The sequence below is a fragment of the Streptomyces prunicolor NBRC 13075 genome, from assembly GCF_000367365.1.
GTDB lineage: Bacteria > Actinomycetota > Actinomycetes > Streptomycetales > Streptomycetaceae > Streptomyces > Streptomyces prunicolor.
The window spans coordinates 25,371-43,688 of the sequence record NZ_BARF01000047.1 but is presented as its reverse complement, the minus strand read 5'-3'; the positions used below and the strand labels follow the sequence as shown (position 1 = coordinate 43,688).

The 18,318-nt window shown below is 70.2% G+C and carries 17 protein-coding genes; 16 read left to right on the top strand and 1 reads right to left on the bottom strand.

The window, feature by feature from the left end; genetic code table 11:
- Nucleotides 1-102 precede the first annotated feature (102 nt).
- Nucleotides 103-1,074 carry a UDP-glucose 4-epimerase GalE gene (gene galE, locus SPR02S_RS20395; protein ID WP_019058843.1) on the bottom strand — a complete coding sequence of 324 codons (972 nt, stop codon included), beginning with the start codon at nt 1,072-1,074 and terminating at the stop codon, nt 103-105.
- Between the two features lie 275 nt (nt 1,075-1,349).
- Between galE and SPR02S_RS20390 the strand changes: the two genes are divergently transcribed.
- The 16 genes from SPR02S_RS20390 (at nt 1,350) to ispG (ending at nt 18,307) form a co-directional block, all read left to right on the top strand.
- Entirely contained in the window at nt 1,350-3,134 is a 1,785-nt protein-coding gene (locus SPR02S_RS20390; protein ID WP_019058842.1) for a DUF5941 domain-containing protein, read from the top strand.
- Nucleotides 3,131-3,883 carry a phosphocholine cytidylyltransferase family protein gene (locus SPR02S_RS20385; RefSeq protein WP_019058841.1) on the top strand — a complete coding sequence of 251 codons (753 nt, stop codon included), beginning with the start codon at nt 3,131-3,133 and terminating at the stop codon, nt 3,881-3,883. Before SPR02S_RS20390 ends, SPR02S_RS20385 begins: the two co-directional genes overlap by 4 nt.
- The gene (locus SPR02S_RS20380; protein WP_019058840.1) at nt 3,871-4,932 is read left to right on the top strand and encodes an iron-containing alcohol dehydrogenase family protein; all 1,062 of its coding nucleotides are present in this window, start codon (nt 3,871-3,873) and stop codon (nt 4,930-4,932) included. Before SPR02S_RS20385 ends, SPR02S_RS20380 begins: the two co-directional genes overlap by 13 nt.
- Entirely contained in the window at nt 4,910-5,689 is a 780-nt protein-coding gene (locus SPR02S_RS20375; protein ID WP_078622948.1) for a CDP-alcohol phosphatidyltransferase family protein, read from the top strand. The genes SPR02S_RS20380 and SPR02S_RS20375 overlap by 23 nt, the downstream gene beginning before the upstream one ends.
- A gap of 5 nt (nt 5,690-5,694) precedes the next feature.
- The gene (locus SPR02S_RS20370) at nt 5,695-6,567 is read left to right on the top strand and encodes a glycosyltransferase family 2 protein (protein WP_043258397.1); all 873 of its coding nucleotides are present in this window, start codon (nt 5,695-5,697) and stop codon (nt 6,565-6,567) included.
- A 131-nt stretch (nt 6,568-6,698) separates the two neighbouring features.
- Nucleotides 6,699-7,628 (top strand): ABC transporter permease, encoded by a 930-nt coding sequence (locus tag SPR02S_RS20365; protein WP_026150718.1) that lies wholly within the window; start codon nt 6,699-6,701, stop codon nt 7,626-7,628.
- Nucleotides 7,621-8,412, top strand: a complete 792-nt coding sequence (locus SPR02S_RS20360; RefSeq protein WP_019058836.1) for an ABC transporter ATP-binding protein — start codon at nt 7,621-7,623, stop codon at nt 8,410-8,412. The genes SPR02S_RS20365 and SPR02S_RS20360 overlap by 8 nt, the downstream gene beginning before the upstream one ends.
- Nucleotides 8,413-8,810: 398 nt before the next feature.
- Complete coding sequence (gene hpnC / locus SPR02S_RS20355; RefSeq protein WP_019058835.1) at nt 8,811-9,713, top strand: squalene synthase HpnC; 903 nt, start codon at nt 8,811-8,813, stop codon at nt 9,711-9,713.
- Entirely contained in the window at nt 9,710-10,660 is a 951-nt protein-coding gene (gene hpnD, locus SPR02S_RS20350) for a presqualene diphosphate synthase HpnD (protein ID WP_026150716.1), read from the top strand. Before hpnC ends, hpnD begins: the two co-directional genes overlap by 4 nt.
- Complete coding sequence (locus SPR02S_RS66160; protein ID WP_373283330.1) at nt 10,660-10,800, top strand: DUF6380 family protein; 141 nt, start codon at nt 10,660-10,662, stop codon at nt 10,798-10,800. Before hpnD ends, SPR02S_RS66160 begins: the two co-directional genes overlap by 1 nt.
- Nucleotides 10,797-12,227 (top strand): hydroxysqualene dehydroxylase HpnE, encoded by a 1,431-nt coding sequence (gene hpnE / locus SPR02S_RS20345; RefSeq protein ID WP_019058833.1) that lies wholly within the window; start codon nt 10,797-10,799, stop codon nt 12,225-12,227. Before SPR02S_RS66160 ends, hpnE begins: the two co-directional genes overlap by 4 nt.
- Nucleotides 12,228-12,289: 62 nt before the next feature.
- Nucleotides 12,290-13,357, top strand: a complete 1,068-nt coding sequence (locus SPR02S_RS20340; protein WP_043258396.1) for a polyprenyl synthetase family protein — start codon at nt 12,290-12,292, stop codon at nt 13,355-13,357.
- Between the two features lie 112 nt (nt 13,358-13,469).
- Complete coding sequence (gene shc / locus SPR02S_RS20335) at nt 13,470-15,476, top strand: squalene--hopene cyclase (protein ID WP_019058831.1); 2,007 nt, start codon at nt 13,470-13,472, stop codon at nt 15,474-15,476.
- Nucleotides 15,476-16,117: a 5'-methylthioadenosine/S-adenosylhomocysteine nucleosidase family protein gene (locus tag SPR02S_RS20330; RefSeq protein WP_019058830.1), complete on the top strand. Its 642-nt coding sequence runs from the start codon at nt 15,476-15,478 to the stop codon at nt 16,115-16,117. The genes shc and SPR02S_RS20330 overlap by 1 nt, the downstream gene beginning before the upstream one ends.
- Nucleotides 16,118-16,122: 5 nt before the next feature.
- Nucleotides 16,123-17,145, top strand: a complete 1,023-nt coding sequence (hpnH, locus tag SPR02S_RS20325; protein ID WP_019058829.1) for an adenosyl-hopene transferase HpnH — start codon at nt 16,123-16,125, stop codon at nt 17,143-17,145.
- Between the two features lie 4 nt (nt 17,146-17,149).
- Nucleotides 17,150-18,307 (top strand): flavodoxin-dependent (E)-4-hydroxy-3-methylbut-2-enyl-diphosphate synthase, encoded by a 1,158-nt coding sequence (gene ispG / locus SPR02S_RS20320; RefSeq protein ID WP_019058828.1) that lies wholly within the window; start codon nt 17,150-17,152, stop codon nt 18,305-18,307.
- Nucleotides 18,308-18,318 lie beyond the last annotated feature (11 nt).

Here is an 18,318-nt window from a genome sequence, read left to right as displayed (position 1 = left end):
CCAGTGAACTACGGGTGGGGGGTATCGGGCAACGCGGCACTGAACACCGTTGTCATGTGCCCTGACCTGCGCAAACAAATCGCAGGTCAGGGCAGCCTAAGTTCACCTGGAGTGGTGCAGCCGCCACCCCTGCCACGCCGAGTCCACCATCTCCCGCACCCCGCGCCGAGCCGTCCACCCCAGCTCCACGGCGGCCCGCTCGGCGGAGGCGACCGCGCGCGGCGCGTCCCCGGGACGCCGCCCCTCGACGACGGCCGGCCGCCGGTCCCCGGTGACCTCGCCGATCACCGTGACCAGCTCGCGCACCGAAACCCCCTCCCCACGGCCGATGTTGACCGTCAGATCGCCGCTCGCGCCGCCGTCGGACAGCCGCCGGGCCGCCGACAGGTGCGCCTCGGCCAGGTCCGCGACATGGATGTAGTCGCGGATACAGGTGCCGTCCGGCGTCGGATAGTCGTCGCCGAAGATCCGCGGGGCCTCGTCGCGGGTGAGCCGGTCGAAGACCATGGGGACGATGTTGAAGACCCCGGTGTCGGCCAGTTCCGGCGCGGCGGCGCCCGCCACGTTGAAGTAGCGCAGGCACACGGTGTCGATGCCGTGCGCCGCGCCCACCGCCCGGACCAGCCACTCGCCGGTGAGCTTGGTCTCGCCGTACGGGTTCACCGGCGCACACGGGGTGTCCTCGGTGATCAGGTCGACGCCCGGGTCGCCGTAGACCGCAGCCGAGGACGAGAACACGAACCGTTCGATGCCCGCGCCGGCGACCGCGTCCAGGAGGGTCGCGAGGCCGCCGACGTTCTCCCGGTAGTAGTACGTCGGCCGCGCCACGGACTCGGCGACCTGCTTGCGCGCCGCGAGATGCACGACCCCGGTCACCCCGTGCTCGGCGAACACCCGCTTCAGCAGGTCACCGTCGAGTGAGGAGCCGTTGACGAGCGGGACGTCCGCCGGGAGGCGCGCGGGGTTTCCCGCCGAGAGGTCGTCGAGGGCGACGACACGCTCCCCGGCGTCCGCCATCGCCCGTGCCACATGGGCCCCGATGTATCCGGCTCCGCCGGTGATCAGCCACGTCATGGGCATTGACCCTATGCCGACACGGAGTACGCCTCCGCAATGTCCCGTGATGCCCGGTCTGGCAGGTGCGGTTTGTCGGCCGGGGCCCGAATCCCCGATGATGATCTCGGCGGAGGCGCCTCAGACCCTGTTGATCAGCCCATGAACGGCCGGTGAACACGGGCTTGAGAGCATCCGATAGCCTCTGCCGACATGCCGCCCGGGTGCCACCCGAAGGGCGCCACCACCATGCACATGACCGGCGCCCGAGCGCCGGACCCAGGGAGTGAGTTCGGTTGCCGACCGCCATCCTCACCGGTCAGCCGGTCCCCGGATCGTCGATCGAGGGCGACCTGCGGTCGCTCGGCTTCGACGTCCGGACCGCCGCCGACACCACCGAGGCGGAGACGCTCCTCGCGGCGGTCCCCGGTGACCAGCGCGTCGCCGTCGTGGACGCCCGCTTCGTGGGCCACCCGCACGCCCTGCGCCTCGGCCTCACCGACCCCCGCTTCCCGCTCGCCGCGGTACCGGGCGCCGTCACTGCCCAGCCCGCCGGCCGCCAGGCGCTGACCCGAGCGGTCGCCCGCGAACACTCGGCCGGCGGCGGCACGACCCTCCTCGACAACCTCGCCGACCGCGTCGTCACCGCCCTCGACGCCGACGGCTGCGCCGTGCACCGCCCCGAACTGGGCAGCCTCGTCGCCACCGTCCCCACCGACCCGCAGACCCGCAACGAGGCACGCCAGGCCGTCGCCGCCGTCGACGACGAGGCCGTACGCCTGAAGTCGGCCGTGAAGTCCCGCGACGGCTTCTTCACCACCCACTTCATCAGCCCGTACTCCCGCTACATCGCGCGCTGGTGCGCCCGTCGCGGCCTCACCCCGAACCAGGTCACCACCGCCTCCCTGCTCACCGCGATCGTCGCGGCGGGCTGCGCGGCCACCGGCACCCGCGTCGGATTCGTCGCGGCCGGCGTGCTGCTCCTCTTCTCCTTCGTCCTCGACTGCGTCGACGGACAGATCGCCCGCTACGCCCTGAAGTACTCCACGCTCGGCGCCTGGCTCGACGCCACCTTCGACCGCGCCAAGGAGTACGCCTACTACGCCGGCCTCGCGCTGGGAGCGGCCCGCGGCGGCGACGACGTGTGGGCGCTCGCGCTCGGCGCGATGATCCTGCAGACCTGCCGGCACGTCGTGGACTTCTCCTTCAACGAGGCCAACCACGACGCCACCGCCAACACCAGCCCCACCGCCGCCCTCTCCGACAAGCTCGACAGCGTCGGCTGGACGGTCTGGGTGCGCCGGATGATAGTGCTGCCCATCGGCGAACGATGGGCGATGATCGCCGTCCTCACGGCCGTGACCACCCCCCGGATCACCTTCTACGTCCTCCTCGTCGGCTGCGCCTTCGCGGCGACGTACACGACGGCGGGCCGGGTGCTGCGCTCGCTGACCCGCAAGGCGACCCGGACGGACCGGGCGGCGCGGGCACTGGCGGACCTCGCGGACAACGGGCCGATCGCGTCGTTCGTGGCCCGCGTGAGCCCCGCCCGCCTCGGCGCACCGTTCCTGATCGCGCTCGCCGGTACGGCGGTTCTCGTGGCGACCCTCTTCTCCGGGGCCGCCTGGGCCCCCGTGGCGGGCGCCTTCGTCTACGCGATCGCCGCCGGCCAGGCCCTGTCCCGCCCCCTCAAGGGCGCCCTCGACTGGCTGGTCCCTCCGCTCTTCCGGGCGGCGGAATACTGCACCGTCCTGATCCTCGCGGCTGAAGCAGAGGTAAACGGAGCGCTTCCGGCGGCTTTCGGCCTGGTGGCCGCCGTCGCCTACCATCACTACGACACGGTGTACCGCATCCGCGGCAACGCCGGGGCGTCCCCGGCCTGGCTGGTGCGCGCCATCGGGGGGCACGAAGGGCGGACGCTGCTCGTCACCGTTCTCGCCGCCGCGCTCACCGCGTCGCAGTTCCCGGTCGCGCTCACGGTCCTCGCCGTGGCAGTGGCCCTGCTGGTGCTCGTCGAGAGCATCCGCTTCTGGGTGTCCGCAGGGGCACCCGCCGTACACGATGAAGGAGAACCCGCATGATCGGCCTCGTGCTGGCGGCCGGCGCCGGACGGCGTCTGCGCCCCTACACCGACAGCCTTCCCAAGGCGCTGGTGCCGGTGGGGCCCGCGGGCATAGAGGGCGAACCGACGGTCCTGGACCTCACCCTCGGCAACTTCGCCGAGATCGGTCTGGCCGAGGTCGCGATCATCGTCGGCTACCGCAAGGAAGCCGTGTACGAGCGCAAGGCGGCCCTTGAGGCGAAGTACGGCCTCAAGCTCACCCTCATCGACAACGACAAGGCCGAGGAGTGGAACAACGCCTACTCCCTGTGGTGCGGACGTGACGCCCTCAAGGACGGCGTGATCCTCGCCAACGGCGACACCGTCCACCCGGTCTCCGTCGAGCGCACGCTGCTCGCGGCGCGCGGCGAGGGCAAGCGGATCATCCTCGCCCTCGACACCGTCAAGTCCCTTGCCGACGAGGAGATGAAGGTCGTCGTCGACCCCGCCAGGGGCATGACGAAGATCACCAAGCTGATGGACCCCGCCGAGGCGACCGGCGAGTACATCGGCGTCACCCTCATCGAGGGCGACGCCATGTCCGAGCTGGCCGACGCGCTCAAGACGGTGTGGGAGACCGACCCCCAGCAGTTCTACGAGCACGGCTACCAGGAGCTCGTGAACCGCGGCTTCCGGATCGACGTGGCCCCGATCGGCGACATCAAGTGGGTCGAGATCGACAACCACGACGATCTGGCCAAGGGGCGTGAGATCGCGTGCCTGTACTGACCCGGCTGATTCCCTCGCCCGTCGTCGTGGACATCCGCCCGGGTGCCCTCGACGACCTGGCCGGTGTCCTCGCCGACCAGCGGATCTCGCACTCCGGCCGGCTCGCGGTCGCGGTCAGCGGCGGCTCCGGCGCCCGGCTGCGCGCCCGCCTGGAGCCGAGCCTGCCCGGTGCCACCTGGTACGAGGTCGGCGGCGGCACCCTCGACGACGCGATCCAGCTGGCCGGCGACATGAAGGCCGGTCACTACGACGCGGTCGTGGGCCTCGGCGGCGGCAAGATCATCGACTGCGCCAAGTTCGCCGCGGCACGCATCGGCCTGCCCCTGGTCGCCGTACCGACGAACCTCGCGCACGACGGCCTGTGCTCACCGGTCGCCACCCTCGACAACGACGCGGGCCGCGGCTCCTACGGCGTGCCGAACCCGATCGCCGTCGTCATCGACCTGGACGTCATCCGCGAGGCACCGGTCCGCTTCGTGCGGGCGGGCATCGGGGACGCGATCTCCAACATCTCCGCGATCGCGGACTGGGAGCTCGCCAACCGCGTCAAGGGCGAGAAGATCGACGGTCTCGCCGCGGCCATGGCCCGTCAGGCCGGCGAGGCCGTGCTGCGGCACCCGGGCGGGGTCGGCGACAACGCCTTCCTCCAGGTGCTCGCCGAGGCGCTCGTCCTCAGCGGTATCGCCATGTCGGTGTCGGGCGACTCCCGCCCGTCCTCCGGCGCCTGCCACGAGATCAATCACGCCTTCGACCTGCTCTTCCCCAAACGCGCCGCCGCCCACGGCGAGCAGTGCGGACTGGGCGCGGCCTTCGCGATGTACCTGCGCGGAGCCCACGAGGAATCGGCCTACATGGCCGAGGTACTGCGCCGGCACGGACTGCCCGTGCTGCCGGAGGAGATCGGCTTCACCGTGGACGAGTTCGTCCGCGCCGTGGAGTTCGCTCCGGAGACCCGCCCCGGCCGCTACACCATCCTCGAACACCTCGACCTGAAAACCGACCAGATCAAGGACATCTACGCCGACTATGTCAAGGCCATCGGTAGCTGAACTCCGTCCCGTCGTCCACCCCGCAGGGGTGAAGGACCGGCGCAGCGGTGAGCACTGGATGGGACGCCTCTACATGCGTGAGGTGTCCCTGCGGGTGGACCGCTACCTGGTGAACACCAGGGTCTCGCCCAACCAGCTCACGTACCTGATGACCGTCTTCGGGGTGCTCGCGGCCCCGGCGCTGCTGGTGCCGGGGATCACGGGCGCCGTGCTCGGCGTGGTGTGCGTCCAGATGTACCTGCTGCTGGACTGCGTCGACGGCGAGATCGCCCGCTGGCGCAAGCAGTACTCCCTCGCCGGGGTCTACCTCGACCGGGTGGGCGCCTATCTCACCGACGCCGCCGTGCTCGTCGGCTTCGGGCTGCGCGCCGCCGACCTGTTCGGCAGCGGCCGCATCGACTGGCTGTGGGCGTTCCTCGGGACGCTGGCCGCGCTCGGCGCGATCCTGATCAAGGCCGAGACCGACCTGGTCGGCGTCGCCCGCCACCAGACCGGCAAGGCACCGGTCCAGGAGTCCGCCGCCGAGATGCGCTCCTCCGGGATGGCGCTGGCCCGTCGGGCCGCCGCCGCCTTCAAGTTCCACCGGCTGATCCTCGGCATCGAGGCGACCCTGCTGATCCTGGTCCTGGCGATCGTGGACCAGATGCGCGGCGACCTGGTCTACTCACGGCTCGGCGTCGCCGTACTGGCCGGCATCGCGCTGCTCCAGACCCTGCTGCACCTGGTGTCGATCCTCGCGTCGAGCAGGCTGAAGTGAACGGCATGAAGGTCGGCGCGGTGATCATCACCATGGGCAACCGCCCCGACGAACTGCGGGCGTTGCTCGACTCGGTCGCCAAGCAGGACGGCGACCGGGTCGAGGCGGTCGTCGTCGGCAACGGCTCGCCCGTCCCGGACGTCCCCGCGGGCGTCCGGACCGTCGAACTGCCCGAGAACCTGGGCATCCCCGGTGGCCGCAACATCGGCCTGGACGCCTTCGGGCCGGGCGGTCGCGATGTCGACATAGTGATGTTCCTCGACGACGACGGGCTCCTCGCCCAGCACGACACCGCCGAGCTGTGCCGGCAGGCCTTCGCCGCCGACCCCGAACTCGGCATCATCAGCTTCCGCATCGCCGACCCGGAGACCGGCGTCACCCAGCGCCGCCACGTCCCGCGGCTGCGGGCCTCCGACCCGATGCGCTCCTCCCGGGTCACCACCTTCCTCGGCGGCGCCAACGCCGTCCGCACGAAGGTCTTCGCCGAGGTCGGCGGACTCCCGGACGAGTTCTTCTACGCCCACGAGGAGACCGACCTCGCCTGGCGGGCCCTCGACGCGGGCTGGATGATCGACTACCGGTCCGACATGGTCCTGTACCACCCGACGACCGCGCCCTCGCGGCACGCGGTCTACCACCGCATGGTCGCCCGCAACCGGGTCTGGCTGGCCCGCCGCAACCTCCCCGCGCCCCTCGTCCCCGTCTACCTCGGGGTATGGCTGCTGCTCACCCTCCTGCGCCGGCCCTCGCGCCCGGCCCTGCAGGCCTGGTTCGGCGGCTTCAAGGAGGGCTGGACCACTCCGTGCGGACCGCGCCGGCCCATGCGGTGGCGTACGGTGTGGCGCCTGACGCGACTGGGCCGTCCTCCGGTCATCTGACAAGCTCGGGACGCGCGGACGACCCCTCGGACCGTACCCGGCGGCGGATACGTGTCAGTTCCTGTAGCACAATTCCGTAAGACGAACGCAAGACAGTCGTAAGACGAATCCGAAAATGAAGGCATCCACCCTTGAGTGAGACAACGCATGACGGCGGAGTCGCGGTGAGCCCGCGTCCGTCGCCCGACGAAGGCCTCACGGCGGCGCAGCTGTCCGCCAAGTACGGGCTGACGGTGAGCGGTGCCCGTCCCGGACTCGCCGAGTACATCCGCCAGTTGTGGGGACGCCGGCACTTCATCCTGGCCTTCTCCCAGGCGAAGCTGACGGCCCAGTACAGCCAGGCGAAGCTCGGCCAGCTCTGGCAGGTGGCCACACCGCTGCTGAACGCGGCCGTGTACTTCTTCATCTTCGGCGTCATCCTGAAGGCCAGCCGCGGCATGTCCCGGGACGTGTACATCCCGTTCCTGGTCACGGGCGTCTTCGTCTTCACCTTCACGCAGAGCTCGATCATGGCGGGCGTCCGCGCGATCTCCGGCAACCTCGGCCTGGTGCGCGCGCTGCACTTCCCGCGCGCCTCGCTGCCGATCTCCTTCGCGCTCCAGCAGCTCCAGCAGCTGCTGTTCTCGATGATCGTGCTGTTCATCATCGTCGTCGGCTTCGGCAGCTACCCCAGCCTGTCCTGGCTGCTGATCGTCCCGATCCTGGTGCTCCAGTTCCTCTTCAACACCGGGCTCGCGCTGATCGTGGCGCGGATGGGCGCCAAGACCCCGGACCTCGCCCAGCTGATGCCGTTCATGCTGCGCACCTGGATGTACGCGTCGGGCGTCATGTTCTCCATCAGCACGATGATGGAGGGCCGCTCCGAGGTGTTCGTCCGCCTGCTGCAGGTGAACCCGGCCGCCGTCTACATGGACCTGATGCGCTTCGCGATCATCGACGGCTACGGCGCGTCGAACCTGCCGCCGCACGTGTGGGCCATCGCCGCCTTCTGGGCCGTGGTCCTGTTCGTCGGCGGCTTCGTGTACTTCTGGCAGGCGGAGGAGAGGTACGGCCGTGGCTGAGCAGAACCTGGAGCAGACCCCGAGGGACCTGGTCCCCACCGTCATCGCGGACGAACTGCACATCGTCTACCGGGTGCACGGCGCCAAGACCGGCAAGGGGAGCGCCACCTCCGCCCTCAGCCGCATAGTCAAGCGCGGCGAGGAGCGCGGGGTGCGCAAGGTGCACGCCGTCAAGGGCGTCTCCTTCGTCGCCTACCGCGGCGAGGCCGTCGGCCTGATCGGCTCGAACGGCTCCGGCAAGTCGACCCTGCTGCGCGCCATCGCCGGCCTCCTCCCGGCCGAGAAGGGCCGGGTCTACACCAACGGCCAGCCCTCGCTGCTGGGCGTGAACGCGGCCCTGATGAACGACCTCACCGGCGAGCGCAACGTCATCCTGGGCGGGCTCGCCATGGGCATGTCCCGCGAGCAGGTCAGGGAGCGCTACCAGGAGATCGTCGACTTCTCCGGCATCAACGAGAAGGGCGACTTCATCACCCTCCCGATGCGCACCTACTCCTCCGGCATGGCGGCCCGGCTGCGCTTCTCCATCGCCGCCGCCAAGGACCACGATGTCCTGATGATCGACGAGGCGCTGGCCACCGGCGACCGCAAGTTCCAGGTCCGCTCCGAGGAGCGCATCCGCGAACTGCGCAAGTCCGCGGGCACGGTGTTTCTCGTCAGTCACAACAACAAGTCGATCCGCGACACCTGCGACCGCGTGCTGTGGCTGGAACGCGGCGAACTCCGGATGGACGGCCCGACCGACGAGGTCCTCAAGGAGTACGAGAAGTTCACGGGCAAGTAGTCCACTCGCATACGGGCGCAAAAGCCCAGAACGCTTCCCCGGGCCCCGCCGGAACTGTTCCGGCGGGGCTCCGCGTCTGCAAAGGAAACGTCAACTCGGCCCGGCCCAAGGAATCTTGACGCCAATCGGTGTGTTGTTGTGATGTGCAGGACACCCCGAGGAACCTCGCTGCGTTGTACAACGTAAGCTGTACCGGTGCCGAATAGCGGCAAGTGGGGCGATAGTGCGCGACACCCTTCTACGGGTAAGCCTGCGTTTAACCGTGCGGACGACTGGGCGGCGTGTCCGAAATAGTGTGTATTGGGTCGGCAGTGTAGAACGGGAGATGTGACGGCAATGGCTACGGAAACTCCCCAGCTCACCGAAGCATGCGCCGTCCCCGCCCCTGGCAGTGAGCGGTGACGGGAACCGGCTCCGCCGCCACCGGTGATCCGGAGCGCGGCACACTCGACAAGGCCGCGGGTGAGAACTTCCCCGTGGCGCCTTTCTTCCTGCCCAGGGCCTGGCGCACCGATCTCATGGCGGTGTACGGATTCGCCCGCCTCGTCGACGACATCGGAGACGGCGATCTGGCCCCCGGCGGCGCCGACGCCCGCCTCCTCGGCGTGTCACCGGAGGACGCCGAGGACCGCCTGCTCCTCCTCGACGCCTTCGAGGCCGACCTGCACCGCGTCTTCGACGGCACTCCGAGCCACCCGCTGCTGCGCCGCCTTCAGCCGACCGTCCGCCGGTGCGCGCTGACCCCCGAGCCCTTCCTCGGCCTGATCGCCGCGAACCGCCAGGACCAGCTCGTCACGCGCTACGAGACCTACGACGATCTCGTCGCCTACTGCGAACTGTCCGCGAACCCGGTCGGCCGCCTGGTTCTCGGCGTCACCGGCACCGAGACCCCCGAGCGGGTCCGGCACTCCGACGCGATCTGTACCGCACTTCAGATCGTCGAACACCTGCAGGACGTCGCCGAGGACCTCGGCCGCGACCGCATCTACCTGCCCGCCCAGGACATGAAGCGCTTTCACGTCCAGGAAGCGGATCTCGCCACGCCCTCCGCGGGCGCATCGGTGCGCGCGCTGGTTGCATACGAAGCAGAACGCGCCCGCGATCTCCTGAATGAAGGCGCCCCCCTGGTGGGTAGCGTCCACGGCAGGTTGAGGCTGCTGCTCGCGGGGTTCGTGGCGGGGGGAAGGGCGGCGATCCGAGCGATCGTCGCCGCTGAATACGACGTACTTCCCGGCCCGCCCAAACCCGGCAAGATCCAGTTGCTGCGTGAGGTGGGCGTGACTCTGCGAGGAGAGGGGTGATCCGCAGCGTGGAGTCTGCACCGCACATGTCCGCACCGGTACTCGCCGCCTACAGCTACTGCGAGGCCGTCACCGGTCAGCAGGCACGTAACTTCGCGTACGGCATCAGACTGCTGCCTACGCCCAAGCGCCGCGCCATGTCGGCGCTGTACGCGTTCTCCCGACGCGTCGACGACATCGGCGACGGCACACTGCCGACCGAGGTCAAGTCGGCGCGTCTGGAGGACACCCGGGCGCTGCTCACCCGGGTTCGCGAAGGCAAGGTCGAGGAGGACGACACCGACCCGGTCGCGGTCGCCCTCGCCCACACGGCGGAGGCCTTTCCGGTCCCGCTCGACGGCCTGGACGAGCTGATCGACGGCGTCCTGAAGGACGTACAGGGCGAGACCTACGAGACCTGGGACGACCTGAAGGTCTACTGCCGGTGTGTCGCGGGCGCGATCGGACGGCTCTCGCTCGGCGTGTTCGGCACCGAGCCGGGGGCGCGCGGAGTCGAGCGCGCCTCGGAGTACGCCGACACGCTGGGGCTCGCGCTCCAGCTCACCAACATCCTGCGGGACGTCCGCGAGGACGCCGAGGACGGCCGTACCTATCTGCCCGCCGACGACCTCGCGAAATTCGGCTGCTCGGCCGGGTTCAACGGGCCGACGCCGCCGGAGGGTTCCGACTTCGCGGGTCTCGTGCACTTCGAGGTGCGCCGGGCCCGCACTCTTTTCGCCGAGGGCTACCGGCTGCTGCCCATGCTCGACCGCCGCAGCGGCGCCTGCGTCGCCGCCATGGCCGGCATCTACCGCCGTCTGCTGGACCGCATCGAGCGCGAGCCGGAGGCCGTCCTGCGCGGCCGCGTCTCCCTGCCCGGCCGCGAGAAGGCCTACGTCGCGGTGCGCGGCCTGTCCGGCCTGGACGCCCGGCATGTCGCGCGGAGCACCCTCAGGAGGCGCACCTGATGGACGAAGTGGGCCAAGGCGATGGCGCCGGAGAAATGCGGCACGCAACCCTCCGGTGCGAAGCGGCGTCCCTGACTGCAACGGTCTGCCGTGGCTGGTTGGAGCGCCGCGGCGGGCGCGCAGGGGGGAGTGCACGATGAGCGACGGGACGCGGCCCGAAGGGCTGCCCGCCGAGCCGGCGACAGGACCGGCCGGACGGCATGCCGTCGTGATCGGCGGCGGGCTCGCCGGCATCACCACCGCGCTCGCGCTCGCCGACGCCGGAGTCCGCGTGACGTTGCTCGAAGGCCGCCCGCGCCTGGGCGGGCTCGCCTTCTCCTTCCAGCGCGGCGACCTCACCGTCGACAACGGCCAGCACGTCTATCTGCGCTGCTGCACCGCCTACCGCTGGTTCCTCGACCGCATCGAGGGCGCGGCGCTTGCTCCGCTGCAGGATCGTCTCGACGTGCCGGTACTCGACGCGAACCGCCCCGAGGGGCGCCGGCTCGGCAGACTGCGGCGCGACCCGCTGCCGGTGCCCCTGCATCTGGGGCGCAGCCTCGCGACGTACCCGCATCTCTCGCTCGCGGAGCGCGCCAAAGTAGGACGTGCCGCGCTCGCGCTCAAAGCGCTCGACCTCGCCGACCCCGCGCTGGACGCCCAGAACTTCGGCAGCTGGCTGACCGAACACGGTCAGTCGGCGCGTGCCGTCGAGGCACTGTGGGACCTGGTGGGGGTCGCCACCCTCAACGCGGTCGCGGGCGATTCCTCGCTGGCGCTGGCCGCGATGGTGTTCAAGACCGGTCTGCTCTCCGACCCGGGCGCGGCCGACATCGGCTGGGCACACGTCCCGCTGGGTGAACTGCACGACCGGCTCGCCCGCAAGGCGCTCGACTCCGCGGGCGTGCGCACCGAAGTCCGTACACGCGTCACCTCCATCTCTACTGACGAAAACGGGCGTTGGAGCGTTCAGGTTCCCGGCGAGGCCATCGAGGCCGACACCGTCGTCCTCGCCGTACCGCAGCGCGAGGCCCACGATCTGCTGCCCGACGGCGCCCTCGACGACCCTGAGCGGCTGCTGGCGATCGACTACTCGCCGATCCTCAACGTCCATGTCGTCTACGACCGCACGGTGCTCACCCGGCCGTTCTTCGCGGCGCTGGGCAGCCCGGTGCAGTGGGTGTTCGACCGGACCGACGCGTCCGGGCTGAAGGACGGCCAGTACCTGGCGCTGTCCCAGTCCGCCGTGCACGACGAGATCGACGCGCCCGTGGCCGAGCTGCGGGAGCGCTACCTCCCCGAGCTGGAGCGGCTGCTGCCCGGCGCGCGCGGCGCCGAGGTGAGGGACTTCTTCGTGACCAGGGAGCGCACGGCGACGTTCGCTCCCGCCCCCGGCGTCGGACGGCTGCGGCCCGGCGCCCGCACCAAAGCCCCCGGCCTGTACCTGGCCGGAGCGTGGACCGCCACAGGGTGGCCCGCGACCATGGAGAGTGCGGTCCGCAGTGGGGTGAGCGCGGCGGACGCCGCACTCACCGCCCTGGGCCGGCCCCGCCCCCGTCATCTCTTCGGCTTCGAGGAGGCGGCGTGATGCTCGATCAGCAGGCGGCAGGCGACCCCCGCACCTTCGGTACCGCGACAAGAGGAGAGACTGTGCCCACTGTGCCCCCGGCCGAGACGGCTGCCGACGCGGTGGACGTGTCCGCGCTCCTGGAGCGCGGCCGGACCCTTGCCACACCGGTACTGCGGGCGGCCGTGGACCGGCTGGCTTCCCCCATGGACACCGTTTCCGCCTACCACTTCGGCTGGATCGACGCCGAGGGCAACCCGGCGGCCGGCGACGGAGGCAAGGCCGTACGCCCCGCGCTCGCCGTGCTCTCCGCCGAGGTCACCGGCGCCTCGCCCGAGACCGGCATCCCCGGCGCCGTCGCCGTCGAGCTGGTCCACAACTTCTCGCTGCTGCACGACGACCTGATGGACGGCGACGAGCAGCGCCGGCACCGCGACACCGTGTGGAAGGTGCACGGCCCCTCCCAGGCCATCCTGGTCGGCGACGCTTTGTTCGCGCTGGCCAACGAGGTGCTGCTGGAGCTCGGCACCGTCGAGGCCGGCCGCGCCACCCGCCGCCTCACCACCGCGACCCGCGCCCTCATCGACGGCCAGGCGCAGGACATCTCCTACGAGCACCGCGACCGCGTCAGCGTCGAGGAGTGCCTGGAGATGGAGGGCAACAAGACCGGCGCCCTGCTCGCCTGCGCCTCCTCCATCGGGGCCGTGCTCGGTGGTGCGGACGACCGCACCGCCGACGTCCTGGAGAAGTACGGCCACCACCTCGGCCTGGCGTTCCAGGCCGTCGACGACCTCCTCGGCATCTGGGGCGACCCGGAGGCGACCGGAAAGCAGACCTGGAGCGATCTGCGCCAGCGCAAGAAGTCCCTGCCCGTGGTGGCGGCGCTCGCGGCGGGCGGACCCGCCTCCGAGCGGCTCGGTGAGATCCTCGCCGCCGACGCCAAGAGCAGCGACTTCGAGAACTTCTCCGAGGAGGAGTTCGCGGCCCGCGCCGCGCTCATCGAGGAGGCCGGCGGCCGCGAGTGGACCGCCGAAGAGGCACGCCGTCAGCACACCATCGCCATCGAGGCCCTCGACGCCATCGACATGCCCGACCGCGTTCGGGCGCAGTTCACGGCGCTCGCCGACTTCGTCGTCGTACGAAAGAGATGATCACTATCGGTCGAATAACCCTCGCGTAGTCGCCGGCCGGTGCTGCGGAGATACGAGTACCGGCCGACGGCGGACCCACAGCAGAGACATGCCACTGCACGAAGGGGAAGCCATGACAGCGACGACCGACGGAAGCACCGGGGCCATGCAGCCCCGGGTTGCCGCGGCCAGCGAAACCGACATCAACACCCCCGTGGCGGCCGGGGTGCACGACGCCGCCGTACTCGCCGTACAACGCGCCACCGACTTCCTCCTCTCGCAGCAGGACGCCCAGGGCTGGTGGAAGGGCGACCTCGAGACGAACGTCACGATGGACGCCGAGGATCTGCTGCTCCGTCAGTTCCTGGGTATCCGCGACGAGTCGACGACCCAGGCCTCCGCACTCTTCATCCGGGGCGAGCAGCGCGAGGACGGCGCCTGGGCCAGTTTCTACGGCGGACCCGGTGAACTCTCCACCACCATCGAGGCGTACGTCGCCCTCCGGCTGGCCGGGGACGCGCCGGACGCCCCGTACATGGCGAAGGCGTCCGCGTGGGTCCGTGAGCGGGGCGGGATCGCCGCGGCCCGGGTCTTCACCCGGATCTGGCTCGCGCTGTTCGGCTGGTGGAAGTGGGACGACCTGCCCGAACTCCCGCCGGAACTCCTGTACTTCCCCACCTGGGTGCCGCTCAACATCTACGACTTCGGATGCTGGGCCCGCCAGACCATCGTGCCGCTGACGGTGGTCTCCGCGAAGCGGCCGGTACGGCCAGCGCCCTTCCCGCTCGACGAGCTGCACACCGACGCGGACAACCCGAACCCGGTCAAGCCCCTTGCCCGGGTGGCGAGTTGGGACGGCGCCTTCCAGCGGCTCGACAAGGCGCTGCACCTCTACCGCAAGGTCGCGCCGCGCAAGCTGCGCGGGGCGGCCATGAAATCGGCCGCGCGCTGGATCATCGAGCGGCAGGAGAACGACGGCTGCTGGGGCGGCATCCAGCCGCCGGCCGTGTACTCGGTGATCGCCCTGCACCTGCTCGGCTACGACCTCGAACACCCCGTGATGCGCGCGGGACTTGAGTCGCTGGACCGGTTCGCGGTCTGGCGCGAGGACGGGGCCCGGATGATCGAGGCCTGCCAGTCCCCGGTGTGGGACACCTGCCTCGCCACCATCGCGCTCGCCGACGCGGGCGTGCCCGCCGACCACCCCCAACTGGTCAAGGCGGCCGACTGGATGCTCGGGGAGGAGATCGTCCGCCCCGGCGACTGGGCGGTCAAGCGACCCCAACTGCCGCCGGGCGGCTGGGCGTTCGAGTTCCACAACGACAACTACCCCGACATCGACGACACCGCCGAGGTCGTGCTCGCGCTGCGCCGGGTCAGACATCACGACCCGGAACGCCTGGACCGGGCCGCAGGACGCGCGGTCCGCTGGAACCTCGGAATGCAGTCCAAGAACGGCGGTTGGGGCGCCTTCGACGTCGACAACACCAGCCCCTTCCCCAACCGGCTGCCGTTCTGCGACTTCGGCGAGGTCATCGACCCGCCGTCGGCGGACGTCACCGCGCACGTCGTCGAGATGCTCGCCGTCGAGGGCCTCGCCCACGACCCGCGCACCCGGCGCGGCATCGAGTGGCTGCTCGCCGAACAGGAGCCGGACGGCTCGTGGTTCGGCCGCTGGGGCGTCAACTACGTATACGGCACAGGGTCCGTGGTGCCCGCGCTCGCCGCGGCCGGGATCCCCGGCTCGCACCCGGCGATCCGGCGCGCGGTCACCTGGCTGGAGACGGTACAGAACGACGACGGCGGCTGGGGCGAGGACCTGCGCTCCTACAAGTACGCCAAGGAATGGAGCGGCCGGGGCGCCTCCACCGCCTCGCAGACGGCCTGGGCCCTGATGGCCCTGCTCGCGGCGGGGGAGCGCGACTCCAAGGCCGTAGAGCGCGGCATCGAGTGGCTCGCGACGACCCAGCGGGAGGACGGGTCCTGGGACGAGCCCTACTTCACGGGAACGGGCTTCCCGTGGGACTTCTCCATCAACTACCACCTCTACCGGCAGGTGTTCCCGCTCACCGCGCTCGGGCGCTTCGTGCACGGAGAACCGTTCTCTCAGACGCCGTTCTCTCCGACCAAGGGGGGCTGATGAGCACACAGCCCGCCGGACCGCCGCTGTTGATCGCCTGCGCGCTCGGCATCGAGCACCTCGCCCTGCGCGCGGGCGATCGCTCCGGCGCCGACGGGCCGGTCACCTTCCTCAGGACGGGGATGGGGCCCCAGGCGGCCGAGGAGGCCGTCACGCGGCGCCTCGCCGATCCGGCGCTGGACGGGGCCGCCGTACTGGCCACGGGCTTCTGCGCCGGCCTGGCCCCCGGTATGCATCCCGGTGACCTCGTGGTCGCCGAGGAGACCAGACAGGCGCGCGGAACCGTTCCGTGCGTCGGTACCGAGCTGCTCGTCAAGGAACTGGTGCGGGCCCTGCCCGGACGCACCGTCCACACCGGCCCGCTGACCGGCTCCGATCACATCGTCCGCGGTCAGGAACGGTCGGATCTGCTCGCGACCGGCGCGATCGCGGTCGACATGGAGTCGGCGGCCACGCTGCTGAGCGCCGTGCGTACGGGCGCGCGCCCGGTTGCGGCCGTACGGGTGGTCGTGGACGCTCCTGAACATGAACTCGTCCGGATCGGCACGGTGCGCGGTGGAATATCGGCTTTCCGCGTTCTTCGTTCCGTTCTTCCCGCTTTTTTCGAATGGCACCGTTCTTTGCTGCTCCCTCGGAGGTGAGCCAGATGGCCATGCCGCTGCGCCAGACCATCAAGGTCGCTACATACTTGGCCGAACAGAAGATCCGCAAGCGGGACAAGTTCCCGTTGATCGTGGAGCTTGAACCCCTCTTCGCGTGCAACCTCGCGTGCGAGGGCTGCGGCAAGATCCAGCACCCCGCCGGGGTGCTCAAGCAGCGCATGCCGGTGGCCCAGGCCGTCGGGGCGGTGCTGGAGTCCGGTGCGCCGATGGTGTCCATCGCCGGCGGTGAGCCGCTGATGCACCCTCAGATCGACGAGATCGTGCGGCAGTTGGTGGCGAAGAGGAAGTACGTCTTCCTCTGCACCAACGCCATGTTGCTGCGCAAGAAGATGGACAAGTTCAAGCCCTCCCCGTACTTCGCCTTCGCGGTGCACATCGACGGGCTGCGCGAGCGGCACGACGAGTCCGTGGCGAAGGAGGGCGTGTTCGACGAGGCCGTCGAGGCGATCAAGGAGGCGAAGAAACGCGGCTTCCGGGTCACCACCAACTCGACCTTCTTCAACACCGACACCCCGCAGACCATCATCGAGGTGCTCAACTTCCTCAACGACGACCTCAAGGTCGACGAGATGATGATCTCGCCCGCCTACGCCTACGAGAAGGCGCCCGACCAGGAGCACTTCCTGGGCGTGGAACAGACCCGCGAGTTGTTCAAGAAGGCCTTCGCGGGCGGCAACCGGCGCAAGTGGCGGCTCAACCACTCCCCGCTCTTCCTGGACTTCCTGGAGGGCAAGGTCGACTTCCCGTGCACGGCCTGGGCGATCCCGAACTACTCGCTCTTCGGCTGGCAGCGCCCCTGCTACCTGATGAGCGACGGGTACGTCCCGACGTACCGGGAGCTGATCGAGGAGACCGACTGGGACAAGTACGGCCGCGGCAAGGACCCGCGCTGCGCCAACTGCATGGCGCACTGCGGCTACGAGCCCACCGCCGTCCTCGCCACCATGGGTTCCCTCAAGGAGTCCCTGCGGGCCATGCGCGAGACCGTCGCCGGAAACCGCGACTGACGTCATGACCGCCGTATCCCTGGGCGTCCCCGAGATGCCGGTCCGGCCGATCGCCGAGCGACGTGTGTCGCGACGCATCGAGGTCGGATCGGTGGCGGTCGGGGGCGGGGCCCCCGTCTCGGTCCAGTCGATGACCACGACCCGTACGTCGGACATCGGCGCCACCCTCCAGCAGATCGCCGAACTCACCGCGTCCGGCTGCCAGATCGTCCGCGTCGCCTGCCCCACGCAGGACGACGCGGACGCGCTGGCGACCATCGCGCGCAAGTCGCAGATCCCGGTGATCGCGGACATCCACTTCCAGCCCAAGTACGTGTTCGCCGCAATCGAGGCCGGCTGCGCGGCGGTTCGCGTCAATCCCGGCAACATCAAGCAGTTCGACGACAAGGTCAAGGAGATCGCGCGGGCCGCCAAGGACCACGGCACGCCGATCCGGATCGGGGTCAACGCCGGTTCCCTGGACCGTCGTCTGCTCCAGAAGTACGGCAAGGCGACGCCCGAGGCGCTCGTCGAGTCGGCCCTGTGGGAGGCGTCGCTCTTCGAGGAGCACGGCTTCCGCGACATCAAGATCTCGGTGAAGCACAACGACCCGGTCATCATGGTCAACGCCTACCGGCAGCTGGCCGCGCAGAGCGACTATCCGCTGCACCTCGGGGTCACCGAGGCCGGTCCCGCCTTCCAGGGCACGATCAAGTCGGCGGTCGCCTTCGGGGCACTGCTCAGCGAGGGCATCGGCGACACGATCCGGGTGTCGCTGTCCGCCCCGCCGGTGGAGGAGGTCAAGGTCGGCCTCCAGATCCTGGAGTCGCTGAACCTCAAGCCCCGGCGGCTGGAGATCGTGTCGTGCCCGTCCTGCGGGCGTGCCCAGGTGGACGTCTACAAGCTCGCCGACGAGGTCACGGCGGGCCTGGAAGGCATGGAGGTGCCGTTGCGCGTCGCGGTCATGGGCTGCGTCGTCAACGGACCCGGTGAGGCGCGGGAGGCGGACCTGGGAGTCGCCTCCGGCAACGGCAAGGGTCAGATCTTCGTCAAGGGCGAGGTCATCAAGACCGTGCCCGAGTCGAAGATCGTGGAGACCCTCATCGAGGAGGCGATGAAGATCGCCGAACAGATGGAGCAGGACGGCGTCGCGGCGGGGGAGCCGGCCGTCACCGTGAGCTGAAACAGCACGGA